Below are 19,474 nucleotides of genomic sequence, written 5' to 3'. Positions count from 1 at the left end.
GAAAAGACACGCCGGAGGCATGCCCGGCACGCTCAGTCCGAGCCTAGGTGCGATCCCGGGCAAACCCAACGGGCAATCCGGGCCCGTCGGGGAAGTTGCCCCGTGCGCGGGTTGGAGCTACCGCGGGTAGAACGCCCGCTCAAGCAGGCGGCCAAGCTGAGCGGTTTCGGCGAGGAAGGCGTCGTGGCCGATGCGCGAGGTGATCAGCGACACCGGCACCTCCCCCGGTAGGGCGGCGGCAAGCCGGTAGGACTGTTCGGCCAGGTACAGCCGGTCCGAATCAACCGCTGCGATGAGGAACTCGGCGGTGGCCCCTCCGAGCGCCTGCTCCACCGATCCGCGCCCGCGGGCGGCGTCGTGGCTCATCAGAGCCTCGGTCAGGATGAGGTAGCTGTTGGGGTCGAACCGCTCGGCGAGCTTCTCCGCCTTATGGTCGAGGTAGCTTTCAACCGAGTAACGGCCCCGCTCCACCGACCGTGCGGCCCCGAGGGGCCGCTCGGCGCCCTGGGCGGCATTGCCGAAACGGTCCTCAAGCTCGGATTCCGACCGGTAGGTGATGTGCGCGATGCGCCGCGCCAGCCCGAGCCCGGCCGCGGGCGGGTCTGCCTCGTCGTAGTCGCCGCCGGCGAAGGCCGGATCGAGCCGGATCGCCTGCAGCTGCGCCTGCCCGAAGGCGATCTGCTCAGCGGAGCTCGCAACCGTGCACGCGATGACGGCACAGCGGGCCACGCGGTGCGGATACATCAGGGCCCATTCGAGGGCCCGGGCCCCGCCAAGGGAGCCTCCGAGCACCGAATGCCAGCGGCGTATGCCCAGCTGGTCGGCAAGACGAGCCTCAGCGGCAACCGAGTCGCGGATTGTGACGAAGGGAAAACGCGAACCCCAGCGGCGTCCCGACGGGTCCGGACTCGTGGGGCCGGTGGAACCGTAACAGCCCCCCAGCATGTTCGCGCACACAACGAAGTAGCGGTCGGTGTCGATGGCCCTGCCCGGACCCACGAGGGGGTCCCACCACCCTTCCTCATCGGAAGCACCGCGGGCCACATGGGAGCTTCCGGTCAGGGCGTGGTGGATCAGGACGGCGTTCGACGCGTCGGCGTCGAGCGTTCCCCACGTCTCGTAGGCAAGGCTGACTTCGGGCAGGCTGCCGCCCGTTTCGAGCCCCAGGGCCCCGATCGCCGCGGTGCGCAGCAGCCCGTCGGAGCTGCGGTGCGGGGCCTCGGTGCTCGCGCGGGCGGCGCCGGGAGGATAGACACTCACGCCGCGCTAAGCCCCTTTCGCGGCGCGGAAACCGGCGTCGAGGTCCGCAAGGATGTCCGCGATGTTCTCCAGCCCGACCGAAAGGCGCACGAGACCGGGGCGGACTCCGGCCGTGAGCTGCGCTTCGGCTCCGAGCTGGCTGTGCGTTGTTGAAGCCGGGTGGATCACCAGGGAGCGCACGTCCCCGACGTTCGCCACGTGGGAGTGGAGTTCGAGCCCGTCGACGAAGCGCTTGCCGGCCTCGATTCCGCCGGCGATGTCGAAGGAGACGATGGCGCCGGTGCCGTTCGGCCCGTACTTCAGCCCGCGCTCGTACCAGGGGCTGGAGGGCAGTCCGGCATAGGCAACGGATTCGACGTCGTCGTGCAGCTCAAGGAACTCCGCGACGGCGCGGGCGTTGGCGATATGGCGCTCCATGCGCAGGCTGAGCGTCTCGAGGCCCTGTGCGATCAGGAAGGCATTGAACGGGGAGATCGCTGAGCCGAGGTCGCGCAGGAGCTGCACGCGCGCCTTGAGGATGTAGGAGAGATTGGCCCCAAAGGCGCTTCCGACCCCGAGGTCCCGGGCGTAGACAAGCCCGTGGTAGCTCTCATCCGGGGTGTTGAAGCCGGGGAACTTCTCCGGGTCGCGGCCGTAGTCGAAGCGGCCCGAGTCGACGATGACGCCGCCGATGGCCGTGCCGTGTCCGCCGAGGTACTTCGTGGCGGAGTGGACAACGATGTCGGCACCCCACTCGATGGGCCGGATGAGGTACGGGGTCGAAACTGTCGCATCGGCGATCAGCGGGATGCCGTTGTCGTGGGCGACCGCGCTGATCCCCTCGATGTCGAGCACGTCCTGGCGGGGGTTGGAGACGACCTCGCCGAAGAACGCCTTGGTGGTGGGCTGGACGGCGGCCCGCCACTGCTCGAGGTTGTCGGGGTCTTCGACGAAGGTGGTTTGGATCCCGAATTTCCTGAGGGTGTGCCGGAAGAGGTTGTAGGTGCCCCCGTACAGGCTCGGGCTTGCAACGATGTGGTCGCCCGCCTCGGCGATATTGAGGATGGCGTAGGTTTCGGCCGCCTGCCCCGAGGCGAGCAGGAGGGCACCCACCCCTCCGTCGAGTGAGGCGATGCGCGTCTCAACGGCCTCCTGGGTGGGGTTGCCGATGCGCGTGTAGATGGGGGCAAGCTCCGTGAGGGCAAAGCGGTCGGCGGCGCTCTGGGCGCTGGGGAAGACGAACGACGTCGTCTGGTAGATGGGCAGCGCACGCGCGCCGGTTGTTGAATCGGGGGTCTGGCCGGCGTGGATCTGCCGGGTTTCAAAAGACCAGTTGCTGGACATGGCGCTCCCTTTGGTGCTCAAGGGGCCCCGTCGACGCCGCGCCATCGAGGCGACGGTGGATCGGTAAGGACCCGCGCTTGCGCAGCATCCCTGTGACGCTGCGCCTGGTCTTCACCCGGGGCACCCCACCGCGGTTGGAGGGTTGCCGGCCAGCAAGCCGGGGCTGTGTGCTGGCACTCATGACCTGCCTCAATGAAAGCCGAGGGACCGGATTTCGGCAACCCATATGACTTCCCGTTAAGTAAGGTGCCCCTAAGTCGAGACGGGCGTCACAAAGTGCCACTATGTAGCCATGCGCTTGGACCATGTTTCTTATGCCTCTGAACCTGATGGACTCGCTGCCACCGCGGAGCGTATTTCGGCCGCGCTGGGCGTAGAAGCGGTGAAGGGTGGTGTCCACCCCCGTTTCGGCACACGGAACATGATTCTGCCCCTCGTCAACGGCCAGTACGTCGAGGTGGTCGAGACCCTGAACCATCCCGCCTCGGACAAGGCACCCTTCGGCCAGGCCGTGCGGTCCCGGTCCGAAGCAGGCGGTGGCTGGATGGGCTGGGTAGTCGCAGTCGATGACCTCACGCCGTTCGAAGAGCGCCTGGGCCGGCGCGCCGTGCCCGGCAACCGCAAGTTCCCCGACGGCCAGGAACTCACCTGGCAGCAGATCGGCATCAAGGGCCTCATCGCCGATCCGCAGGTCCCCTACCTGCTGCGCTGGGACGACGGCACCGAAGCACTCCACCCCTCGCAGGCACGCCCTGCGACCGCACGGCTCGACTCGCTGACCATCGCCGGCTCATGCGCACGCGTGACCGAGTGGCTCGGAATGCCCGTCGAAGCGCCCCTGGGCGATGTCTCGGTCAAGTGGATTGCGCCAAACGGCACCCCGGGGCTCATGTCGGTGACCTTCGACACCGCGAACGGCCGCGTCGAGATCTAGTACCGGATCCCCCGGAGACCGGCATGGCCGAGCGGCTCGCCGTCGTGGTCCCGGTGTTCAACGAGCCCGGGATCGGCCGCACCCTTGAGGCACTGTACCGGCAGTCGGAGCGCACCGGGATGGTGCTCTATGTGGTGGACAACGGCTCGTCGGATGACACCCGGGTGCGCATCGAGGCGTTTGGCCGGCTTAGGCGCGACTTTCCGCTCGTGGTGCTCGATGAGGAGCAGAAGGGTACCGGCGCGGCGGCCGACACCGGTTTCCGCAGGGCCATCGCCGACGGTTTTCCATTGGTGGCGCGCACCGACGGCGACAGCGAACCCCGGCCGGACTGGACGGCGCGGATCCGCCGCAATTTCGCCGGGCACCCCTCGGTGCAACTGCTGGGCGGCACGTCCGTGCCCCTGCCGGACGCCTACCGGCGCCGGTTTGACGGCGTGCTCCTCGCCTTCCTCTTCCCTGCCCTCCGCGGAGCCCTCGCGCTGCGCCACCGCGACCCGGCTTGCCTTCGCATTGTCGCCGGCCACAACCTTGCCGTCCGCTCGTCCGCCTATGAGCGCGCGGGCGGTTTCCCCCGCTCGTCGACCGATGAGCGCGACGAGGATGTCGAGCTCACCCTTCGGGTGGCCCGCACGTTCGGCCGGCGGGCGGTCCGCATCGACCGGCGGCTGAGAGTCGCCACGTCGATGCGCAGGATCCGCCGTTACGGGGTGCTGCGCACCGGCCTGCGCCATCTGCGCGCCGGAGCGGGACCCGGCGGTTCCGCGCCCGGCGGGTCAGCCCACCTGCCCTGAATGCTCAGCCGCCCACCCCGATTGCCGGTCCGAGCAGGGCGAACCCGACGAACCCGGTGATGTCGAGGGCGGCGTGGGCAACGACGAGCGGCATGGCGCGCCGGGTCCGGGTGTAGATGTAACCGAACACGAGCCCCATTGCCGCGTTTCCGAGGAACGGTCCGATGCCCTGGTACAGGTGGTAGCTGCCGCGCAGCAGGGCGCTCGTCACAAGGATGGCCGGCGCCGACCAGCCGAGGGCACGCAGGCGTTCAAAGAGGTACGCCACCACGATGACTTCCTCGAGCAGTGCGTGCCTCAGGGCGGAGAGCACGAGCACCGGAACCGTCCACCAGTAGGCGTCGAGGGCCGCAGGGACGATCGCCGTCGTGACCCCCAGCGCCCGTCCGGCGGCGTAGACCCCGAGGGTCCCGACGCCGATGCCCGCGGCGAGGCCGAGTCCCAGTCCGAAGTCGACGGCGGGTTTCTCGAAGGTGAGCCCGATCTTCCGGAACACCGATCCCCCGCCGGCGCTGAGCAGGAACAGGACAAGCGCCACCGGAACCAGGGCGAAGAAGATTCCGAGAAGCTGATAGGCGAGGTCGAAGTACTCGCGGTCGTTGAGCACCGGGTTCAGGGTGCTGGTCTGCGCCGAGAGGGGCCCGCGGCTGAGCTTCTCGAGCAGGTCGACGATCGAATAGACGGCGGATTGCCCAAGGGAAAGCCCGAGCACCAGGAGGATTTCGCCGGTGGTGCGGCGGCGCTGCGCCGTATCTAGCCGGCCGGCCGGGGCGGTGGGAGCGCGCATGGGCCTATCTTTCCAGCGGAAGCGGCGGATTCACAGCCAAAGGGATGAAGCGTCAGCGGATCCGTTGCCCGTTGCGCCACACTGCGCCGGTCAGGGGCATGCCCGGGCGGTAGGCGAGGTGGGTCACCGAGGGTGCGTTGAGCAACTGCAGGTCCGCGCGGTGGCCCACGGCGAGGGAACCGACGGCGCGCGCACCGTCCGCGTCGGTTCCCGTGTGCCTGCCCAGGGCCAGGGCGCCGCCGTACGTGGCGGCACGGACCGCTTCGGAGACGCTCAGTCCCATCTGCAGGACGGCGGTGGTAACGCAGAAGGCCATCGAGGTGGTGTAGGAGGTGCCGGGATTGCAGTTGCTCGCCAGGGCCAGCTGCACCCCTGCGTCGATGAGGCGCCGGGCGGGAGGGAACGGCTGCCGGGTCGAAAGATCACAGGCCGGGAGGCAGGTTGCGACGGTTCCGCGCCCTTCGCCGCCGTCCCAGCCCGACCAGGACTGGGCAAGGGCGTCGACGTCCTCATCGCTGAGATAGTTCGCGTGGTCGACGCTCGCGGCGGCGAATTCCACGGCGAGCGCCACGCCCTCGCCGTGGCCGAGCTGGTTCCCGTGGACGCGCAGGCCCATGCCGGCGTCCCGGCAGGCGGCGAGCACGGCCCGGCTCTGCTCGGGGGTGAACGCTCCGCGTTCGCAGAACACGTCGGCCCATGCAGCGTAGGGGCGGACGGCCTCGAGCATCGGCCCGCAGACAAGTTCCGTGTAGTCGTCGGCGCTGATTCCGGCCGGAACGAGATGCGCCCCCAGGAAAGTCACTTCGTCGACGGCACCCGCGGCGATCCGCGCGCTTCGGGCCTCCTGCTCGACGTCGAGCCCGTAGCCGGTCTTCGTCTCAAGGTAGGTGGTGCCGCCGGAGGCGGCCTCCTCCACGCGTCCGAGCAGGAGCCGGGTGAGGTCGTAGTCGCCGGTCCGGCGGGTGGCCTCGGTGGTGACGGCGATCCCTCCGGCGGCGTACGCCTCCCCCGCCATGCGCGCCTCGAACTCGGCGGTGCGGTCGCCGGCGAAGACCAGGTGGGTGTGGCTGTCGACCCACCCGGGCAGGGCGGCCCGGCCGGCGGCGTCGTGGACCGTATCGGCGGCCGGGGCCGAGGCTGCCTGCCCGATCCAGCTGATCCTCCCGCCCTCGAGGACGACCGCTGCATTCGGGAGGACCCGCTGCTCGGCGTCCTGCGTTGTCAGCTCACCGATGTTGGTGACGAGGGTCGAACTCATTGCTGCTCCTGGGTGGCGGCGCCGGAGGCCGCGGCGTCGAGGTGGCTGATGGCGGCCGCCATCAGGGCGGCGGGGTCCCCGAGCCGCAGGTGCCGGCCGTTGCGGGCCCGGGGAAGGCCTCCGATGACGACGTCGGTGACATCGGCGGCCGTTGCGGAAAAGACGAGCTGCCCGGGGCTGCTCCCTGCGGTGCGCAGTGATGCGGGGTCGACCGCCATCAGGTCGCAGACCTGTCCGGGCTCAAGCCCGGCGGCCGGGCGGCCCTGGGCGGCAAGCCCGTTGCCGCTGCCTGCGGCGAGGAGGTCGTCGGCGGTGAAGCGGGACCGCTGCCCCGAGGAAAGCCGCTCGCCGTATTCAAGGGAGCGCATCTCAAGCCAGGGATCGATTGCCGCGTGCTGGTCGGTGCCCAGGGCAATGCGCGCACCTGCCCGCTGCAGCTCAAGGGCGGGCCCGATGCCGTCGGCGAGGTCGGCCTCGGTGGTCGGGCACATCACCACTGTCGCACCGGCACCGCCAAGCAGGCCGATGTCCCCGCGGGTGAGGTGGGTTGCGTGGACGGCGGAGAGCCGCCCGCTCAGCAGCCCGTGGCGCTCCAGGAGACCGGCGGGCGTAAGCCCCGTCGCCGCGAGGCAGGCCTCGTTTTCGGCGGGCTGTTCCGAGAGGTGGATGTGCAGCGGTGTCTCGGGCGGGAGCCCTGCGGCGAGTTCGGCCAGGGCCGCTTCGGGGACCGCGCGCACCGAGTGGATCGCGGCCCCGAGGACAACCGGGGATTCCGGAAACCGGCCGGCAAGGGCCCGGCGGAGGGAGCTGTGCCGGCGGAGCCAGGCCGCAGCGGAACCGTCGCCGAACCGGGCCTGAGCGGGTTCGAGGGGAACCCCGAAGCCGCCGGTGAGATAGCAGGTGTCGAGCAGGGTCAGCCGGATTCCCGCCGCTTCGGCGGCGCGGGCGAGGGCGAACTCCATGGCGTGCGGCTCGTCCGCCGGGTTCGGGTCTGCGCCGCCCGCGGCTCCGGCGGACGAGCCGTACGGCGTTCCGTTCCCGCGGTGGTGCACGTAGTGGAATTCGGCCACACTTGCCCAGCCGGTCACAACCATCTCCGCGAAGACCGCCGTGGCGAGTTCCTCGTACAGCTCAGGGGTGAGGGTGCGAGCCGCGGCGTACATCTGCTCCCGCCAGGTCCAGAAGCTGCCCGGGCCCCCGGCATGGGTGCGCCCCCGCAGCACCCGGTGGAAGGCGTGGGAGTGGGCGTTGGCCGCTGCGGGGAAGACGACGCCCCGCAGCACCGTGTCGCCGTCCTCCGCGGGCACTCCGGTTTCGACGGAGTCGATTGTTCCGTCATGCCTGAGCCGGGCCCGCACACCCGCGGTGATGCCCCGGCCCTCCCGCCACGCCGATTCGCACCACACCGGCCTCACGGTGTGCGCCTCACAGCAGGTCCTCAAGCACATCGGCGAGCGCCGACGCTCCGGCGTCGGCGTCGTCGCGCTCGACGTGTTCCTCCGGGGAGTGGCTGATCCCGGTCGGGTTGCGCACGTAGAGCATGGCCGAGGGAACGATTCCGGAGAGCACCGCGGCGTCGTGCCCGGCGCCGGTGGGAAGCACCGGCGCACCGCCCAGTGAGTTGGCGAGCCCGCGCTGGAGGGCGGGGTCGAAGGCGACGGTTCCGCTGAGGGATTCCTCGGTGAGTGTCACCGAGCAGCCCTCGAAGGCCGCGGCCTTCTGGGCCTTGCCGTGGATCCTCTCCACGAGGGCGGCGGCCACGGCGTCGTCGGGGTGGCGCACATCGAGCCACAGGTCAACGCGCGAGGCGATGACGTTCGTGCCGCCGGGCACCGGCTGAAGCCGTCCCACTGTGGCCCGTGCATCCTCCTGGGCGCGTGCGGCCTCCCGCACCGCGAGAACGATCTGCGCCGCGGCAACCATCGGGTCGGCGCGGTCGGCCATAAGGGTGGTCCCGGCATGGTTGCCCTGCCCGTGCACCGAGAGCCGCCAGCGTCCGTGGCCGAGCACGAAGGAACCGACCGCGACGGCGGAATCGAGGTCGGCGAGCCCGCGGCCCTGTTCGACGTGGAGTTCGATGAAGTCCCCGATATTCCTCAGCGCCTCGTCGTCGCGCCCCATCCGGGAGGGGTCGAGCCCGGCGGCGCGGGAGGCATCGGCGAAGCTCGTGCCGTCGGCGTCGGTGAGGCTGCGCGCCCTGTCGGCATCGATGGTGCCCGTGAGCAGGCGGGAGCCGAGGCAGGCAACACCGAACCGTGAGCCCTCCTCCTCAGGGAAGACGGTGATGGCGAGCGCGCGGTTCGGCTGCACGCCGCGCCCGCGCAGGATGTCGACCGCGGCGAGGGCCGAGGCGACCCCAAGGGGTCCGTCGAAGGCTCCGCCGCCCGGCACCGAATCGAGGTGGCTGCCGGTGACGAGGGATCCGGTACGTCCGGCGCCCGGCACGTCCCACCACCCCCACAGGATGCCGTTACGGTCGGTCTCCACAGCCAGTCCGCGTTTGCGGGCCTCGGTTTCGAACCATTCGCGCAGCTCGTTCTCCGCCGCTGAATAGACAGGGCGGGAGTACCCGCCGCGGCGCGCGTCGCGGCCGACACCGGTGATCGAGTCGAGCAGGGTTGAAACGGAATCCATCAAGCCTCCGGGGGGTCTGGGCGAGGGCGAACGCGGTCGGCGTTCCGTGGCGGAGGGCGGCCGGGCGTTGATACCGGACCGCGCGGCCGGCTACTGCTGCATCGGGATGCGCACGCCGCGTTCGGCGGCGACGTCGGCGGCGCGGGGGTAGCCGGCGTCGACGTGCCGGATGACGCCCATTCCGGGATCGTTCGTCAGGAGCCGCTCGAGCTTCTGCGCGGCGAGCTCCGTGCCGTCGGCAACCGAGACCTGGCCGGCGTGGATGGAGCGGCCGATGCCGACCCCGCCGCCGTGGTGGATCGAAACCCAGGTGGCGCCGGAGGAGGTGTTGAGCAGGGCGTTGAGCAGCGGCCAGTCGGCCACGGCGTCCGATCCGTCGGCCATGGCTTCGGTCTCCCGGTAGGGCGATGCGACGGAGCCCGAGTCGAGGTGGTCGCGGCCGATGACGATGGGCGCGGAGACCTTGCCTTCGGCGACGAGCCGGTTGAACAGCAGCCCTGCCTTGGCGCGGTCGCCGTAGCCGAGCCAGCAGATGCGCGCCGGGAGGCCCTCGAACTCGACGTGTTCGGCGGCGGCGTCAAGCCAGCGGTGAAGATGGGTGTTCTCGGGAAACAGTTCTTTAAGCGCGGCGTCGGTGACGGCGATGTCGGCCGGGTCCCCGGAGAGGGCGACCCACCGGAACGGCCCGAGGCCCTCGCAGAACAGCGGGCGGATGTAGGCGGGGACGAAACCGGGAAAGTCGAACGCACGGGCATACCCGCCGGAGCGGGCCTCGTCGCGGATCGAGTTCCCGTAGTCGAACACCTCGGCGCCGGCGTCGAGGAAACCGACCATCGCCTCGACGTGGCGGGCCATTGAGGCCTGGGCCTTCTTGGTGAAGCCCACCGGGTCCGCCGCGGCCTCCCGTGGCCAGTCCTCGAGGGCCACCCCTTCGGGGAGGTAGCTCAGCGGGTCGTGTGCGGAGGTCTGGTCGGTGACGATGTCGATGCCGATGCCGCGTTCGAGCAGTTCCGGGAACACCTCGGCGGCGTTGCCCACGACGCCGACCGACAGCGCCCGCTTTTCCGCCTTGGCGGCGAGGACCTGCGCGACGGCGTCGTCGAGCGAGTCGGCCACGGTGTCCAGGTAGCGCTTGGCGACGCGGCGGCGCAGGCGCGATTCGTCAACGTCGACAATGAGCACCGCTCCCCCGTTGAGGGTGACGGCCAGCGGCTGAGCCCCGCCCATGCCGCCGCAGCCGGCGGTGAGCGTGAGGGTTCCGGCGAGGGTGCCCCCGAAGCGCTTCTCTGCAATGGCGGCGAAGGTTTCGAAGGTGCCCTGCAGGATCCCCTGGGTGCCGATGTAGATCCAGGACCCGGCGGTCATCTGCCCGTACATCATCAGTCCCTCGGCCTCGAGCCGGCGGAACTCTGGCCAGGTGGCCCAGTCCCCCACAAGGTTCGAGTTGGCCAGCAGCACCCGGGGGGCCCAGGGGTTGGTGCGGAAGATGCCCACGGGCTTGCCCGACTGCACCAGCAGGGTTTCGTCGTCCTCGAGGTCCTCGAGCGAGCGCACGATGGCGTCGTAGGCCTCCCAGCTGCGGGCGGCACGGCCCGTTCCGCCATACACCACCAGGTCCTCGGGCCGCTCGGCCACCTCGGGGTCGAGGTTGTTCATGAGCATCCGCAGCGGCGCCTCGGTCTGCCAGCTCTTGGCCGTCCGCGCCGTTCCGCGGGCTGCGCGGATGTTCCGGGACGGATCGTGGGTTGTGGCAGGGGACGCGGTGCCGCTGGCCTCGGTGGGGCTCATGCTGTTTCTCCTTCAGGGGTTTCTGGGATGCCGGGCAGGATGCCCGCGGCCTCGCGGGCCACATGCGCGCCGATCCCGGCTGACTGGTCTTCACTGATGCGGTAGCTGGGCACGACAACGCTCAGGGCCGCGGCGATGCGCCCTCCGGCGTGGACCGGGGCGGCGATGGCGGTGACGTCGGACTCCACGCCGTCGCGCACCACGACGTAGCCGGATTCGGGGACGTCGCCGGAGAGCACTGCACCCACCGCCGTCCCCTGGAGCGGAATGCTCCGGCCAACCCAGCTGGCGTGCCGGACGGAGTGCGTTCCTTCCCTGACGGCGAGGTAGACGCCGTGCCCGTCGTGGGAGGGGACGCTGAGGTAGGCCGATTCCCCGGTGAGGCCCACGAGCCGGTCGAGGGCGGCCTCGGCGAGGGAAACCAGCGATTCGGAGCTGAGCGCCTGCGCCCCGAGCTGCACCACCCGCAGCCCTGGACGGTACCCGCCGGCGTCGTCACGGCGTACGAAGCCTGTGGATTCGAGGGTCCGCAGCAGCCGCAGCGCGGTTGAGGCGGAGAGCCCCGCATCGCGCGCGGCCTCGGCCAGGGTGACGGTTCCGCGCTCGCACACGGCGCCGAGGAGCAGCAACGCCCGCTCGACGGTTCGGGTTGAGGTATCGCCCACCGGAATCCCCTTGCGCATAGGTTCCATTTGTATTTCACTTATTGAAACTCCATTTTCACTCAATGGCAATACTTTTGAGTGCTCCGCGAAGCGAGGCTCCCCCATGACCGCTCATCCGACCGCCGAGACAGTCACCCTCGGCACCGTCACCATCGGTACCGGCGCGCTCAGCCCGGACGACGTCGTTGCCGTGGCCCGCTATGGCGCCCCGGTGTCCCTGGCTCCGGAAGCCGTCGAGGCGATGTCCGCCTCGCGGCGCGTCGTCGAGCAACTCGCCGACGACCCCACTCCCCACTACGGGGTCTCAACGGGCTTCGGGGCCCTGGCCACCAAGCACATTCCCCTTGAGCAGCGCACCCAGCTCCAGCGCAGCCTGATCCGCAGCCACGCCGCTTCCTCAGGGGCCGAGGTGGACCGCGAGGTGGTGCGCGGGCTGATGCTGGGGCGGCTTTCGACGATGGCGACCGGACGCACGGGCGTCCGCCCGGTTGTGGCGCAGACGTACGCACAGATGCTGAACGCGGGAATCACCCCGGTCGTTGGCGAGTATGGCTCGCTCGGCTGCTCCGGGGACCTCGCCCCCCTCTCCCACGTGGCGCTGGCGCTGATGGGCGAGGGCACCGTGCGGACCGGCGGCGGGGCGCTTGTTCCCGCGGCCGAAGCCCTCGCCGAAGCAGGCATCGCTCCGGTCGAACTGCGGGAGAAGGAGGGCCTCGCCCTGATCAACGGCACCGACGGGATGCTGGGGATGCTCATCCTCGCCGCAGCGGACCTGCAGCGGCTGCTGGAAACGGCGGATCTTGCCGCAGCCATGAGCGTTGAGGGACTGCTGTGCACCGACGCCGTCTTCGCCGAGGACCTCCATGCGCTGCGCCCGCATCCGGGCCAGCGCGACTCCGCCGCCAACATCCGCTCGCTCCTCAGGGGCTCCGCGCTCATCAGCGACCAGCTCACCTCGGAGACCGGCCGGCACCGTTTCACCCGCGTCCAGGACGCCTACTCGCTGCGCTGTGCGCCTCAGGTCCACGGGGCGGCACGCGCGACGCTTGCCCACGCCCGCTCGGTGGCGGACATTGAACTCGGATCGGCCATCGACAATCCTGTGATCACCCCGGACGGCCGGATCGAGTCGAACGGCAACTTCCACGGCGCCCCGGTCGGGTACGTCCTCGATTTCCTCGCCATCGCCGTCGCCGACGTCGCCTCGATGAGCGAACGCCGCACCGACCGGTTCCTGGACAAGGCGCGCAGCCACGGGCTCAACGCCTTCCTCGCCGATGACCCGGGCGTTGATTCGGGCCACATGATCGCCCAGTACACCCAGGCCGGCATCGTCTCCGAACTGAAGCGGCTGGCCAATCCGGCATCCGTCGACTCCATCCCCTCCTCCGCCATGCAGGAGGACCACGTCTCAATGGGCTGGGCGGCCGGCCTGAAGCTGCGCCGCGCCCTCGACGGGCTCACCCGCGTCCTTGCCATCGAGATCCTCACCGCCGCCCGCGCACTCGACATGCGCGACGGCGGTATCGCGGTGGCGCGCAGTTCCGAGGCAATCGCCTCCGTCCGGCGGGCGCTGCGCCGGGAGGTCGAAGGCCCTGGAACCGACCGTTACCTCGCCCCGGAGATCGAGGCGGCCCGGGTGCTCGTGGACAACGGCGCCCTGGTCGGAGCCGCCGAGGAGGCGTTGGGAGCGGCACTGGTCTGACGCGACGGCGCGGGCCGCTGGTGCCCCGGCCGCCCGGGGCGCCCCCGACGTTTGTTAGGGTTGGCTAACAAACCCTCCTCGGAAAAGAGCCGCACCCTGCCATGACCGCACCTGCCGTGAAGAAGCCCCGCCGCCAGGTGGTGCTCAGCGTCCTCGAGACCACCCGGGTCAGCCCGCACCTCGTCCGTGTGGTTGCAGGCGGCGAGGGATTCGCCGACCTGAACCCCAACGACAACACCGACAAGTACGTCAAGCTGCTCTTCGCCCGTCCCGAGCTCGGACTCCATCCCCCCTACGACCTCGAAGCGCTTGCGGTCCAACTCCCGCCTGAGGATCTCCCGGTCAAGCGCACCTACACGGTCCGGTGGATGGATCCGGCACGGCAGCGGCTCGCCATCGACTTCGTTGTCCACGGCGACGAAGGGGTCGCCGGCCCGTGGGCTGCACACGCCCGGCCCGGCGACCGTCTCGTGCTCATGGGGCCGTCGGGGGCGTGGTCTCCGCGGGCCGACGCGGACTGGTACCTCTTCGCCGGCGACGAGGCGGCCCTCCCCGCCATCGCGGCAGGCCTTGAGGCACTCCCGGAGGGTGCCACAGGCACGGCCTGGCTCGAAGTGGACTCCGAGGCGGACACCATACCCCTCATTGCGCCCGAGGGCGTCGCGGTCCGCTGGCTGTTCCGTCGCGGCCGCCCGGCGGGCACGACGTCGCTGCTGGCCGACGCGGTGGCCTCCGCCGACTGGCCCGACGGCCGGGTTGACGCATTCGTCCACGGCGAGCGCGGCGCCATGAAGGCGTTGCGCGACGTCCTGTTCCAACAGCGCGGGCTTGCGCGCGACCAGGTCTCGCTCTCGGGCTACTGGGCGTACGGCCGCGCCGAGGACCGGTTCCAGGCCGAGAAGCGTGAACCGATCGGCAAGATCCTCGACTGAGCTGGGCGCCGGGTCGGCCCTGACGGCCCCTAACTTGCTTCGCGTGCTCGCTGGATGAAGGTGTCGAGGATCCGGCCGGCGATCTCGCTGTTGAATTCGCGGCCGTTGTCAGTGACCTGGGATGCGCCGGTTCCGTGAAGGCGCCTGCCAAGGTACAGCAGCGCGGCGAGCTCGTCGGACAGGTCGGCGTCGGCCTCGGCCGTCTGTCGAAGCAGCCGCCGATAGGCGGCCTGGAGGGCCGGTCCCGGACTGCAGCCGAGGTCGGTGCCGAAAATTCTCCGGCAGCGCTCGAACGCCGAGAGACCCTCGGCCGCCATCCCCGCATTTTCGAAGGCGACGATCAAAGAGTTCCAGGCCCGTTCGCTGAGTTGGTCATTCGAGACGGCGGTCTGTGCCAGGCGGATCGCTTCGCCCGGTTCACCAAGCAGTGAAGCGGTTTCGGCGGCCTTGATCCGTGCCTCCTGCGCCGTGGCGGCATGGTCGAGGCGGGCTTCCTCCGCCCACTCCGACGTCAGCTCATGCCCCAGCAAGGGTCCCGTGCACAACTCAAGTGCCGCCAGCAGGCGGGAATACGCCTCGGCCGGAGTGCACCGCCCCGCGGAACGGACGAGGTGGCGGAAGCGCGCCAGATCCAGGTCGACAAGCTTCGCGTCGAGCACGTATCCGCCATTGGCGGTCCGCAAGGGCCCGGTCCGCGTGTGCCCCGGCTGGATGGTCCTGCGCAGGGCACTGACATAGCTTTCCAGTGTGGCCACTGCACCGCTTGGAGCCCGCCTGCCCCACAGCACTTCGATCAAACGGTCCTTCGACACGGGAGTACCGAGCTGCACCAGGAGCAGCTCAAGGATCAGCCGTGTCTTACATCCACCCAAATCTCCGGCGCGCAGGACCGTGCCGTCCCCACGCGTCACTGAAAAGTCGCCGATCAACTTTACGGAGATGGACCTTGGGAATTCCGCCTCTAGTTCCATAAGGTTCTTCAATTTCTCCGAGACAACACTCTTACAATCGCCCGAGGTTCATGGCCAAAATCCTTTCTGTCGGGCCATATCGGACGGTCTGCAGCAACCGTGGCACGGTCCGAAGGCGTCGGACAAGGAACACGGGTACTCGTTCCGCGGGATCAGGCGGAAGACAAGTGTGAACCGTGTTGTCTATGAGTATCCGTACGAGTAGCCGTGCAGCGGGGCAGCGTCTCTGCCCCGCTCCTCTGCGGGTATGGCACCTGCTTTTCAGCCCACGTAGGGCAGGGCCTTACGGCGCGGATGTGTTTCGGCCTTCGCTGCTGCGGGAAGGCCGACGGCGGAGCGCGTGAGCTCCTGGGCCGGATTGCCGCCGAAGCGGCTGCCTGCGGGGAGGTCCTCGCCCTTCATGAGGAAGGAGTCGGGCTCAAGCACCGCCCCGTCGCCCATCGTGACCCCGTAGTGGATGAAGCCGTTGACGCCGACGGTGCAGCCGGCTCCGATCGTGATCCCTTCGACCTTGAATGCTCCGTCCTCCATCGAGTGGCACTGGATGGTGCTTAGGGCGTTGAGGGTGCAGTCGTCGCCGATCGACACAATTGTCTTCTCCGGAATTGAGCAGCCGTCGTCGAAGACCCTTCGTCCGACCCGGACACCGAGCATCCGCCACACGAGGTTTTTGAACGGGGTTCCGTTGTAGAAATCCAGGTAGGAGATTGCACTGAGCTTCCAGAAGCGCTCGTGGCGCCAGAAGCGGTTGTCGTAGATCGAGCAGAAAAGGGGGTTCAGCCTGCGGAATCCGAGGGAGGCCCTCTCGATGAGGACGAAGTAGAAGGTGGTGAATACGAGCAGTACGGTGAAGCACGCTGCGACAGCGAGGACGTCGAAAATGGTGTGAAGGGCAACGCCGAAGGATCCGATGACGAGGGCAACGAAAGTGTAGATCCAGCGGCTGATCAGGAAGAAGGCAATGGTAAACCCGTTGTGGCCGTTCTTGGCGCGCAGCTGCGTCTTCAGCTCCTCGGGCCGAATCGCCTTGAACTCGCTGTCACGCTGCACCGAGCGCGGGATTTCGAACGGCGGCGAGCCGAGCAGGCCGACTCCTTCCCGCTCAGGCCCGTCAATGGGAACCATGACCTTCGTGGCTAGCAGGCAGTTGTCCCCAGTCCTTCCCGCCGAGGGATAGACGATGTTGTTGCCGAAGAAACTGCGCGAGCCGATCGAAGTGGGCGAGATCTTGAATGAGCTGTTGGAGAAGTCGGCGTTCATGATCGAGAGACCATCGGCGACCATTGTGCCGCTGCCGATGGTCGCCGCGAATGGGTTCTCGTGCTTGAGCGCCACGCCGAAGTTCGAGCCGGTTTGGACAAGGCCCGGCTGCTTGTAGCCCAGCAGCCGCAGGTAGTGGACGATCAGCGAACTGTCCCCTGTCAGCTCCATGAAGAACCTCAGGTTCGTCATCCCTGCTATGGCCTGGTGAAGCATGTACGGCAGGCTGTAGAGGGGGTACACCTTCCCGGGCTTGAGGAAGAGGTTCAGCAGTCGGGGCACTGTCACGACGAAGAGCAGCCCGGTCACTACGGCTCCGAAGAACAGCAGGAATGAGAACGTCAGGGTGTCGACATAGAACATCAGGTCTGTGTGGTTCAGGTGCTCCGTGGTGGTGTACATCGGGATAAGCGTTGCAAGACCGGCGAGGCCGATCGGAGCCACGAGGAAGACACGGTTGATCACGGCGAAGGTGCCGTACGTGATGCGTCGGCGGGGGCTGCAGTTGGCCGGGGCCACGGCCCGGTAGTCAGTGGTGCTGCGCTGGGCCGGCGATCCGTGCCACCGCTCGTTCGCCGGGATGGCCTGGGACGCATACAGCGACGAGGCGTGTCCAAGCTGCGAGCCGTCACCAATCGACGAGCCGATGTCGAGGATCGCCGCCTCGCCGATCACGACGTCGGCCCCGATAGTCACGGTCCCGGTCTGGATCGTCCCCCGGTGGGCGCGGTAACCGTTGAACGCGGCGTCCTTCCGGATGACCGTTCCGTCACCGATGGTGAGCAGGTCGGTGCAGATCGGCACTGCCGAGGCGAAAATCGCGACATTGCGGCCAACCTTCGCGCCAAGCGCCCGCAGGTAGAGCACATAGACGGGGGTTCCGACGAACATCCTCAGGGGGCTGCCCCGGAGGATGGTCTTCACCAGCCAGAACCGGAGGTAGCGCATCGACCAGATGGGGATCTCCTGCACCTTCCACCGGCCGATGAGGAGCCATTTGGCGGCGATGGGCAGCAGGGCGAAGACAACGAAGCTCACCGTCCCAAATACGAACGAACGCCAGAGCACCTCGCCGAGCGTGTCGCCTCCGGAGGCAAACCGGTAGCCCACAAGCAGCAGCAGTGACGCGGCGAAGGTCGAACCGAGGAAGAACAGCGCCTGCAGGGTCCCGCACAGCACGTAGGACGCCGTGCTTGCCGGTGCCGGCGGTGGGCTGTCGGGGTGGACCAGCTGGGCCGCCGTGGCTCCCGTCGGTTCGCCCAGCGAGGCGGCGAGGGACGCGATCGTCGGCTTGAGGTAGATCTCGCGCATTGGAACCGGCGGAACCCGCCCGTCGTTGCGCAGCCGGGCGGAAAAGTGGGCAAGCAGCAAGGAGTTCGCGCCGAGATCCTTGAAGAAGTGGTCGGTTGTTGAAACCTTTTCGACCTGGAGCACGGCGGCCAGGGCATCGGCGAGGATCTCCTCCGCCGCGGTGACGGGTGCGGTGTAGGTACCGCTGCTGCTGACGGCGCTGAGCTTGCTGACGGGCTTCGGCAGGGACTTGCGGTCGGCCTTGCCGCTGGTGAGCATCGGTATGACCTCGAGCCGGTCCAGGTAGGCCGGCACCATGTACCCGGGCAGCCGATCGCGGAGGACCTCAAGGATCATTGCCTCGTCGATGGCCTCGGTGTCCTTGCGGAGGCTGTAGTAGGCGGCCAGCTCAGTGTTTCCCGGACTCGACTCGTGGGTGGTGACGACCGCCTGAGCTATCCCGGGGATTTTCAGCATCACGGATTCGATTTCCGTCAGTTCGATGCGGTAGCCGCGGATCTTGACCTGGGTGTCGATCCGGCCGAGGTAGTCGATCTGGCCCGCCTCGGTGAACCGGCCGAGGTCCCCCGTGCGGTAGATCCGCCCCGACGGGTTGTTGGCGAGGTTGAGGAAGTCCGGAATGAAGGCGCGGTCGGTGAGGTCCTGGCGGTTGACGTAGCCCTTGGCGAGGCCGATGCCGGCCAGGGCGATTTCGCCCACTTCCCCGCGCGGCACCTCCCGGGATTCATGCGGGTCGAGGATGACCGCGGAGTAGGTGGGAAGGGGGACGCCGAGGGTGACCGGCTCGCGCGGATCAGCGATGGCCCAGGTGGCAGTGACTGTGGCTTCGGTGGGGCCGTAGACGTTGAGGAAACGCCGGCCGGGCCGGTGCCAGCGGGCAATGAGGTCGCGCGGGCAGGCCTCCCCGGAGACGAGGAGGAACCGAAGCTCCGGCAGGTCGTCGTCGATCGTCGCCAGGAGAGTGGGCACACAGCACATGGCGGTGACGTGCTTCTCGCGCAGGAAGTCGGCGAGGTCGGCACCGAGAAGGCTCGATCCGCGGGGTTTCGGAACGAGCGTCGCTCCTGCCATCCACGGCACCCAGATCTCCTCGATCGAGAAATCGAAGGCGATTGTCATGCCCTGGTAGAACCGGTCGGTGGGTGCCACCCCGTAGATGTCGGCGGCAACCCGAACGAAGTTGCAGATGCTGGCGTGCTCGATCGCCACGCCCTTGGGCCTGCCCGTCGAACCCGAGGTGTAAATGATGTAGGCCAACTCGCCTGCCCCGTCCTGTCCGGGGATTGCGTCGAGCCGTGAGGGATCCTGGGCATCGATCCGGGGCTGCTCCGTGTCGACGAACAGGGCCCTGCGCCCTTCGGGCACGAGCTCCTCGAGGTGGGACAGTGAAACCACCAGCGCCACGTTCGCGTCGTCGAGAATGTACTTTAGCCGGTCCGGCGGGAATCCCGGGTCCAAAGGGACATACGCGGCACGGATCTTCAGGACGGCGAGCATTCCGACGTAGGCGCACCAGGGCAGGTCGAACAGCAGGGCGATCCGGTCGCCGGGGCGTGCTCCCTGCGCCAGCAGGTGGCGGGCGAGCTGGTTGGCCCGTGCATCGAGTTCGTCATAGGTGAGGGTGACATCTTCGGCATCGACAGCAAGCTGGCTGCTTCGGCCTTCGCTCCGCAGCCGGTCGCACCGGTCCTCGAACAGGTGGTTCAACCGCTCGCCCGGTGTCCACCGGACGCCCTGTTCAGGGCGGGCCAGCGGCTTTGTGCGCACGCCATCCATGACGCGCCCGTTTGAGCGGTGGGTGCGGGTGAACGCCCTGCTGGCGGTAACCGGTTCGGCTACATGTCGCCCCATT

14 protein-coding genes and 1 riboswitch are annotated in these 19,474 nt (G+C 68.8%); of the genes, 4 read left to right on the top strand and 10 right to left on the bottom strand.

Annotated elements, in window-relative coordinates; all coding sequences use genetic code 11:
• Positions 1-117: 117 nt before the first annotated feature.
• Together metX and AC4D2R_RS15275 are read right to left on the bottom strand one after the other, a co-directional pair.
• Complete coding sequence (gene metX, locus AC4D2R_RS15280; protein WP_490940986.1) at positions 118-1,260, bottom strand: homoserine O-acetyltransferase MetX; 1,143 nt, start codon at positions 1,258-1,260, stop codon at positions 118-120.
• 6 nt (positions 1,261-1,266) lie between these two features.
• On the bottom strand, positions 1,267-2,583 hold the full coding sequence (locus AC4D2R_RS15275) for a bifunctional o-acetylhomoserine/o-acetylserine sulfhydrylase (RefSeq protein WP_490940985.1): 1,317 nt from the start codon (positions 2,581-2,583) through the stop codon (positions 1,267-1,269).
• Positions 2,584-2,651: 68 nt separating this feature from the next.
• A riboswitch (SAM riboswitch) is annotated at positions 2,652-2,768 on the bottom strand.
• A 107-nt stretch (positions 2,769-2,875) separates the two neighbouring features.
• On the opposite strand from AC4D2R_RS15275, the gene AC4D2R_RS15270 reads away from it, so the two are divergent.
• Both AC4D2R_RS15270 and AC4D2R_RS15265 read left to right on the top strand, forming a co-directional pair.
• Positions 2,876-3,517 (top strand): VOC family protein, encoded by a 642-nt coding sequence (locus AC4D2R_RS15270; RefSeq protein ID WP_490940984.1) that lies wholly within the window; start codon positions 2,876-2,878, stop codon positions 3,515-3,517.
• Positions 3,518-3,540: 23 nt separating this feature from the next.
• The gene (locus tag AC4D2R_RS15265) at positions 3,541-4,311 is read left to right on the top strand and encodes a glycosyltransferase family 2 protein (RefSeq protein ID WP_490940983.1); all 771 of its coding nucleotides are present in this window, start codon (positions 3,541-3,543) and stop codon (positions 4,309-4,311) included.
• Between the two features lie 4 nt (positions 4,312-4,315).
• Here AC4D2R_RS15265 and AC4D2R_RS15260 read toward each other — a convergent pair whose 3' ends face one another.
• The 6 genes from AC4D2R_RS15260 to AC4D2R_RS15235 form a co-directional block, all read right to left on the bottom strand.
• A complete protein-coding gene (locus AC4D2R_RS15260) occupies positions 4,316-5,098 on the bottom strand; it encodes a CPBP family intramembrane glutamic endopeptidase (RefSeq protein ID WP_490940982.1) in 783 nt (260 codons plus the stop codon).
• 52 nt (positions 5,099-5,150) lie between these two features.
• Positions 5,151-6,356, bottom strand: coding sequence for an imidazolonepropionase (gene hutI / locus AC4D2R_RS15255; RefSeq protein WP_490940981.1), 1,206 nt, complete (start codon positions 6,354-6,356; stop codon positions 5,151-5,153).
• Positions 6,353-7,771, bottom strand: coding sequence for a formimidoylglutamate deiminase (locus tag AC4D2R_RS15250; protein ID WP_490940980.1), 1,419 nt, complete (start codon positions 7,769-7,771; stop codon positions 6,353-6,355). The genes hutI and AC4D2R_RS15250 overlap by 4 nt, the downstream gene beginning before the upstream one ends.
• 10 nt (positions 7,772-7,781) lie before the next feature.
• Complete coding sequence (locus AC4D2R_RS15245) at positions 7,782-8,990, bottom strand: allantoate amidohydrolase (protein ID WP_490940979.1); 1,209 nt, start codon at positions 8,988-8,990, stop codon at positions 7,782-7,784.
• Between the two features lie 90 nt (positions 8,991-9,080).
• On the bottom strand, positions 9,081-10,778 hold the full coding sequence (hutU, locus tag AC4D2R_RS15240) for a urocanate hydratase (RefSeq protein WP_490940978.1): 1,698 nt from the start codon (positions 10,776-10,778) through the stop codon (positions 9,081-9,083).
• Complete coding sequence (locus tag AC4D2R_RS15235; protein WP_490940977.1) at positions 10,775-11,443, bottom strand: IclR family transcriptional regulator; 669 nt, start codon at positions 11,441-11,443, stop codon at positions 10,775-10,777. Before AC4D2R_RS15235 ends, hutU begins: the two co-directional genes overlap by 4 nt.
• A gap of 103 nt (positions 11,444-11,546) precedes the next feature.
• Here AC4D2R_RS15235 and hutH point away from each other — a divergent pair, with 103 nt between their 5' ends.
• Together hutH and AC4D2R_RS15225 are read left to right on the top strand one after the other, a co-directional pair.
• On the top strand, positions 11,547-13,148 hold the full coding sequence (gene hutH / locus AC4D2R_RS15230) for a histidine ammonia-lyase (protein WP_490940976.1): 1,602 nt from the start codon (positions 11,547-11,549) through the stop codon (positions 13,146-13,148).
• A 101-nt stretch (positions 13,149-13,249) separates the two neighbouring features.
• Positions 13,250-14,080, top strand: coding sequence for a siderophore-interacting protein (locus AC4D2R_RS15225; RefSeq protein WP_490940975.1), 831 nt, complete (start codon positions 13,250-13,252; stop codon positions 14,078-14,080).
• 29 nt (positions 14,081-14,109) lie between these two features.
• Here the strand turns inward: AC4D2R_RS15225 and AC4D2R_RS15220 are convergent, their stop codons facing one another.
• Together AC4D2R_RS15220 and AC4D2R_RS15215 are read right to left on the bottom strand one after the other, a co-directional pair.
• A complete protein-coding gene (locus AC4D2R_RS15220; RefSeq protein ID WP_490940974.1) occupies positions 14,110-14,991 on the bottom strand; it encodes an AfsR/SARP family transcriptional regulator in 882 nt (293 codons plus the stop codon).
• Between the two features lie 321 nt (positions 14,992-15,312).
• Complete coding sequence (locus AC4D2R_RS15215; RefSeq protein ID WP_490940973.1) at positions 15,313-19,473, bottom strand: Pls/PosA family non-ribosomal peptide synthetase; 4,161 nt, start codon at positions 19,471-19,473, stop codon at positions 15,313-15,315.
• Position 19,474 lies beyond the last annotated feature (1 nt).

This window comes from Arthrobacter sp. TJ-217 (genome assembly GCF_058269255.1).
Note: the sequence above shows the minus strand (reverse complement) of the source record. Positions and strands in the feature narration are given on the sequence as shown.

Coding starts and splice junctions, on each gene's coding strand:
- AC4D2R_RS15225 (WP_490940975.1), top strand. CDS start 13,250: ATGACCGCACCTGCCGTGAAGAAGCCCCGCCGCCAGGTGGTGCTCAGC.
- AC4D2R_RS15265 (WP_490940983.1), top strand. CDS start 3,541: ATGGCCGAGCGGCTCGCCGTCGTGGTCCCGGTGTTCAACGAGCCCGGG.
- AC4D2R_RS15275 (WP_490940985.1), bottom strand. CDS start 2,583: ATGTCCAGCAACTGGTCTTTTGAAACCCGGCAGATCCACGCCGGCCAG.
- AC4D2R_RS15260 (WP_490940982.1), bottom strand. CDS start 5,098: ATGCGCGCTCCCACCGCCCCGGCCGGCCGGCTAGATACGGCGCAGCGC.
- AC4D2R_RS15215 (WP_490940973.1), bottom strand. CDS start 19,473: ATGGGGCGACATGTAGCCGAACCGGTTACCGCCAGCAGGGCGTTCACC.
- AC4D2R_RS15270 (WP_490940984.1), top strand. CDS start 2,876: ATGCGCTTGGACCATGTTTCTTATGCCTCTGAACCTGATGGACTCGCT.
- hutU (WP_490940978.1), bottom strand. CDS start 10,778: ATGAGCCCCACCGAGGCCAGCGGCACCGCGTCCCCTGCCACAACCCAC.
- AC4D2R_RS15245 (WP_490940979.1), bottom strand. CDS start 8,990: ATGGATTCCGTTTCAACCCTGCTCGACTCGATCACCGGTGTCGGCCGC.
- hutH (WP_490940976.1), top strand. CDS start 11,547: ATGACCGCTCATCCGACCGCCGAGACAGTCACCCTCGGCACCGTCACC.
- hutI (WP_490940981.1), bottom strand. CDS start 6,356: ATGAGTTCGACCCTCGTCACCAACATCGGTGAGCTGACAACGCAGGAC.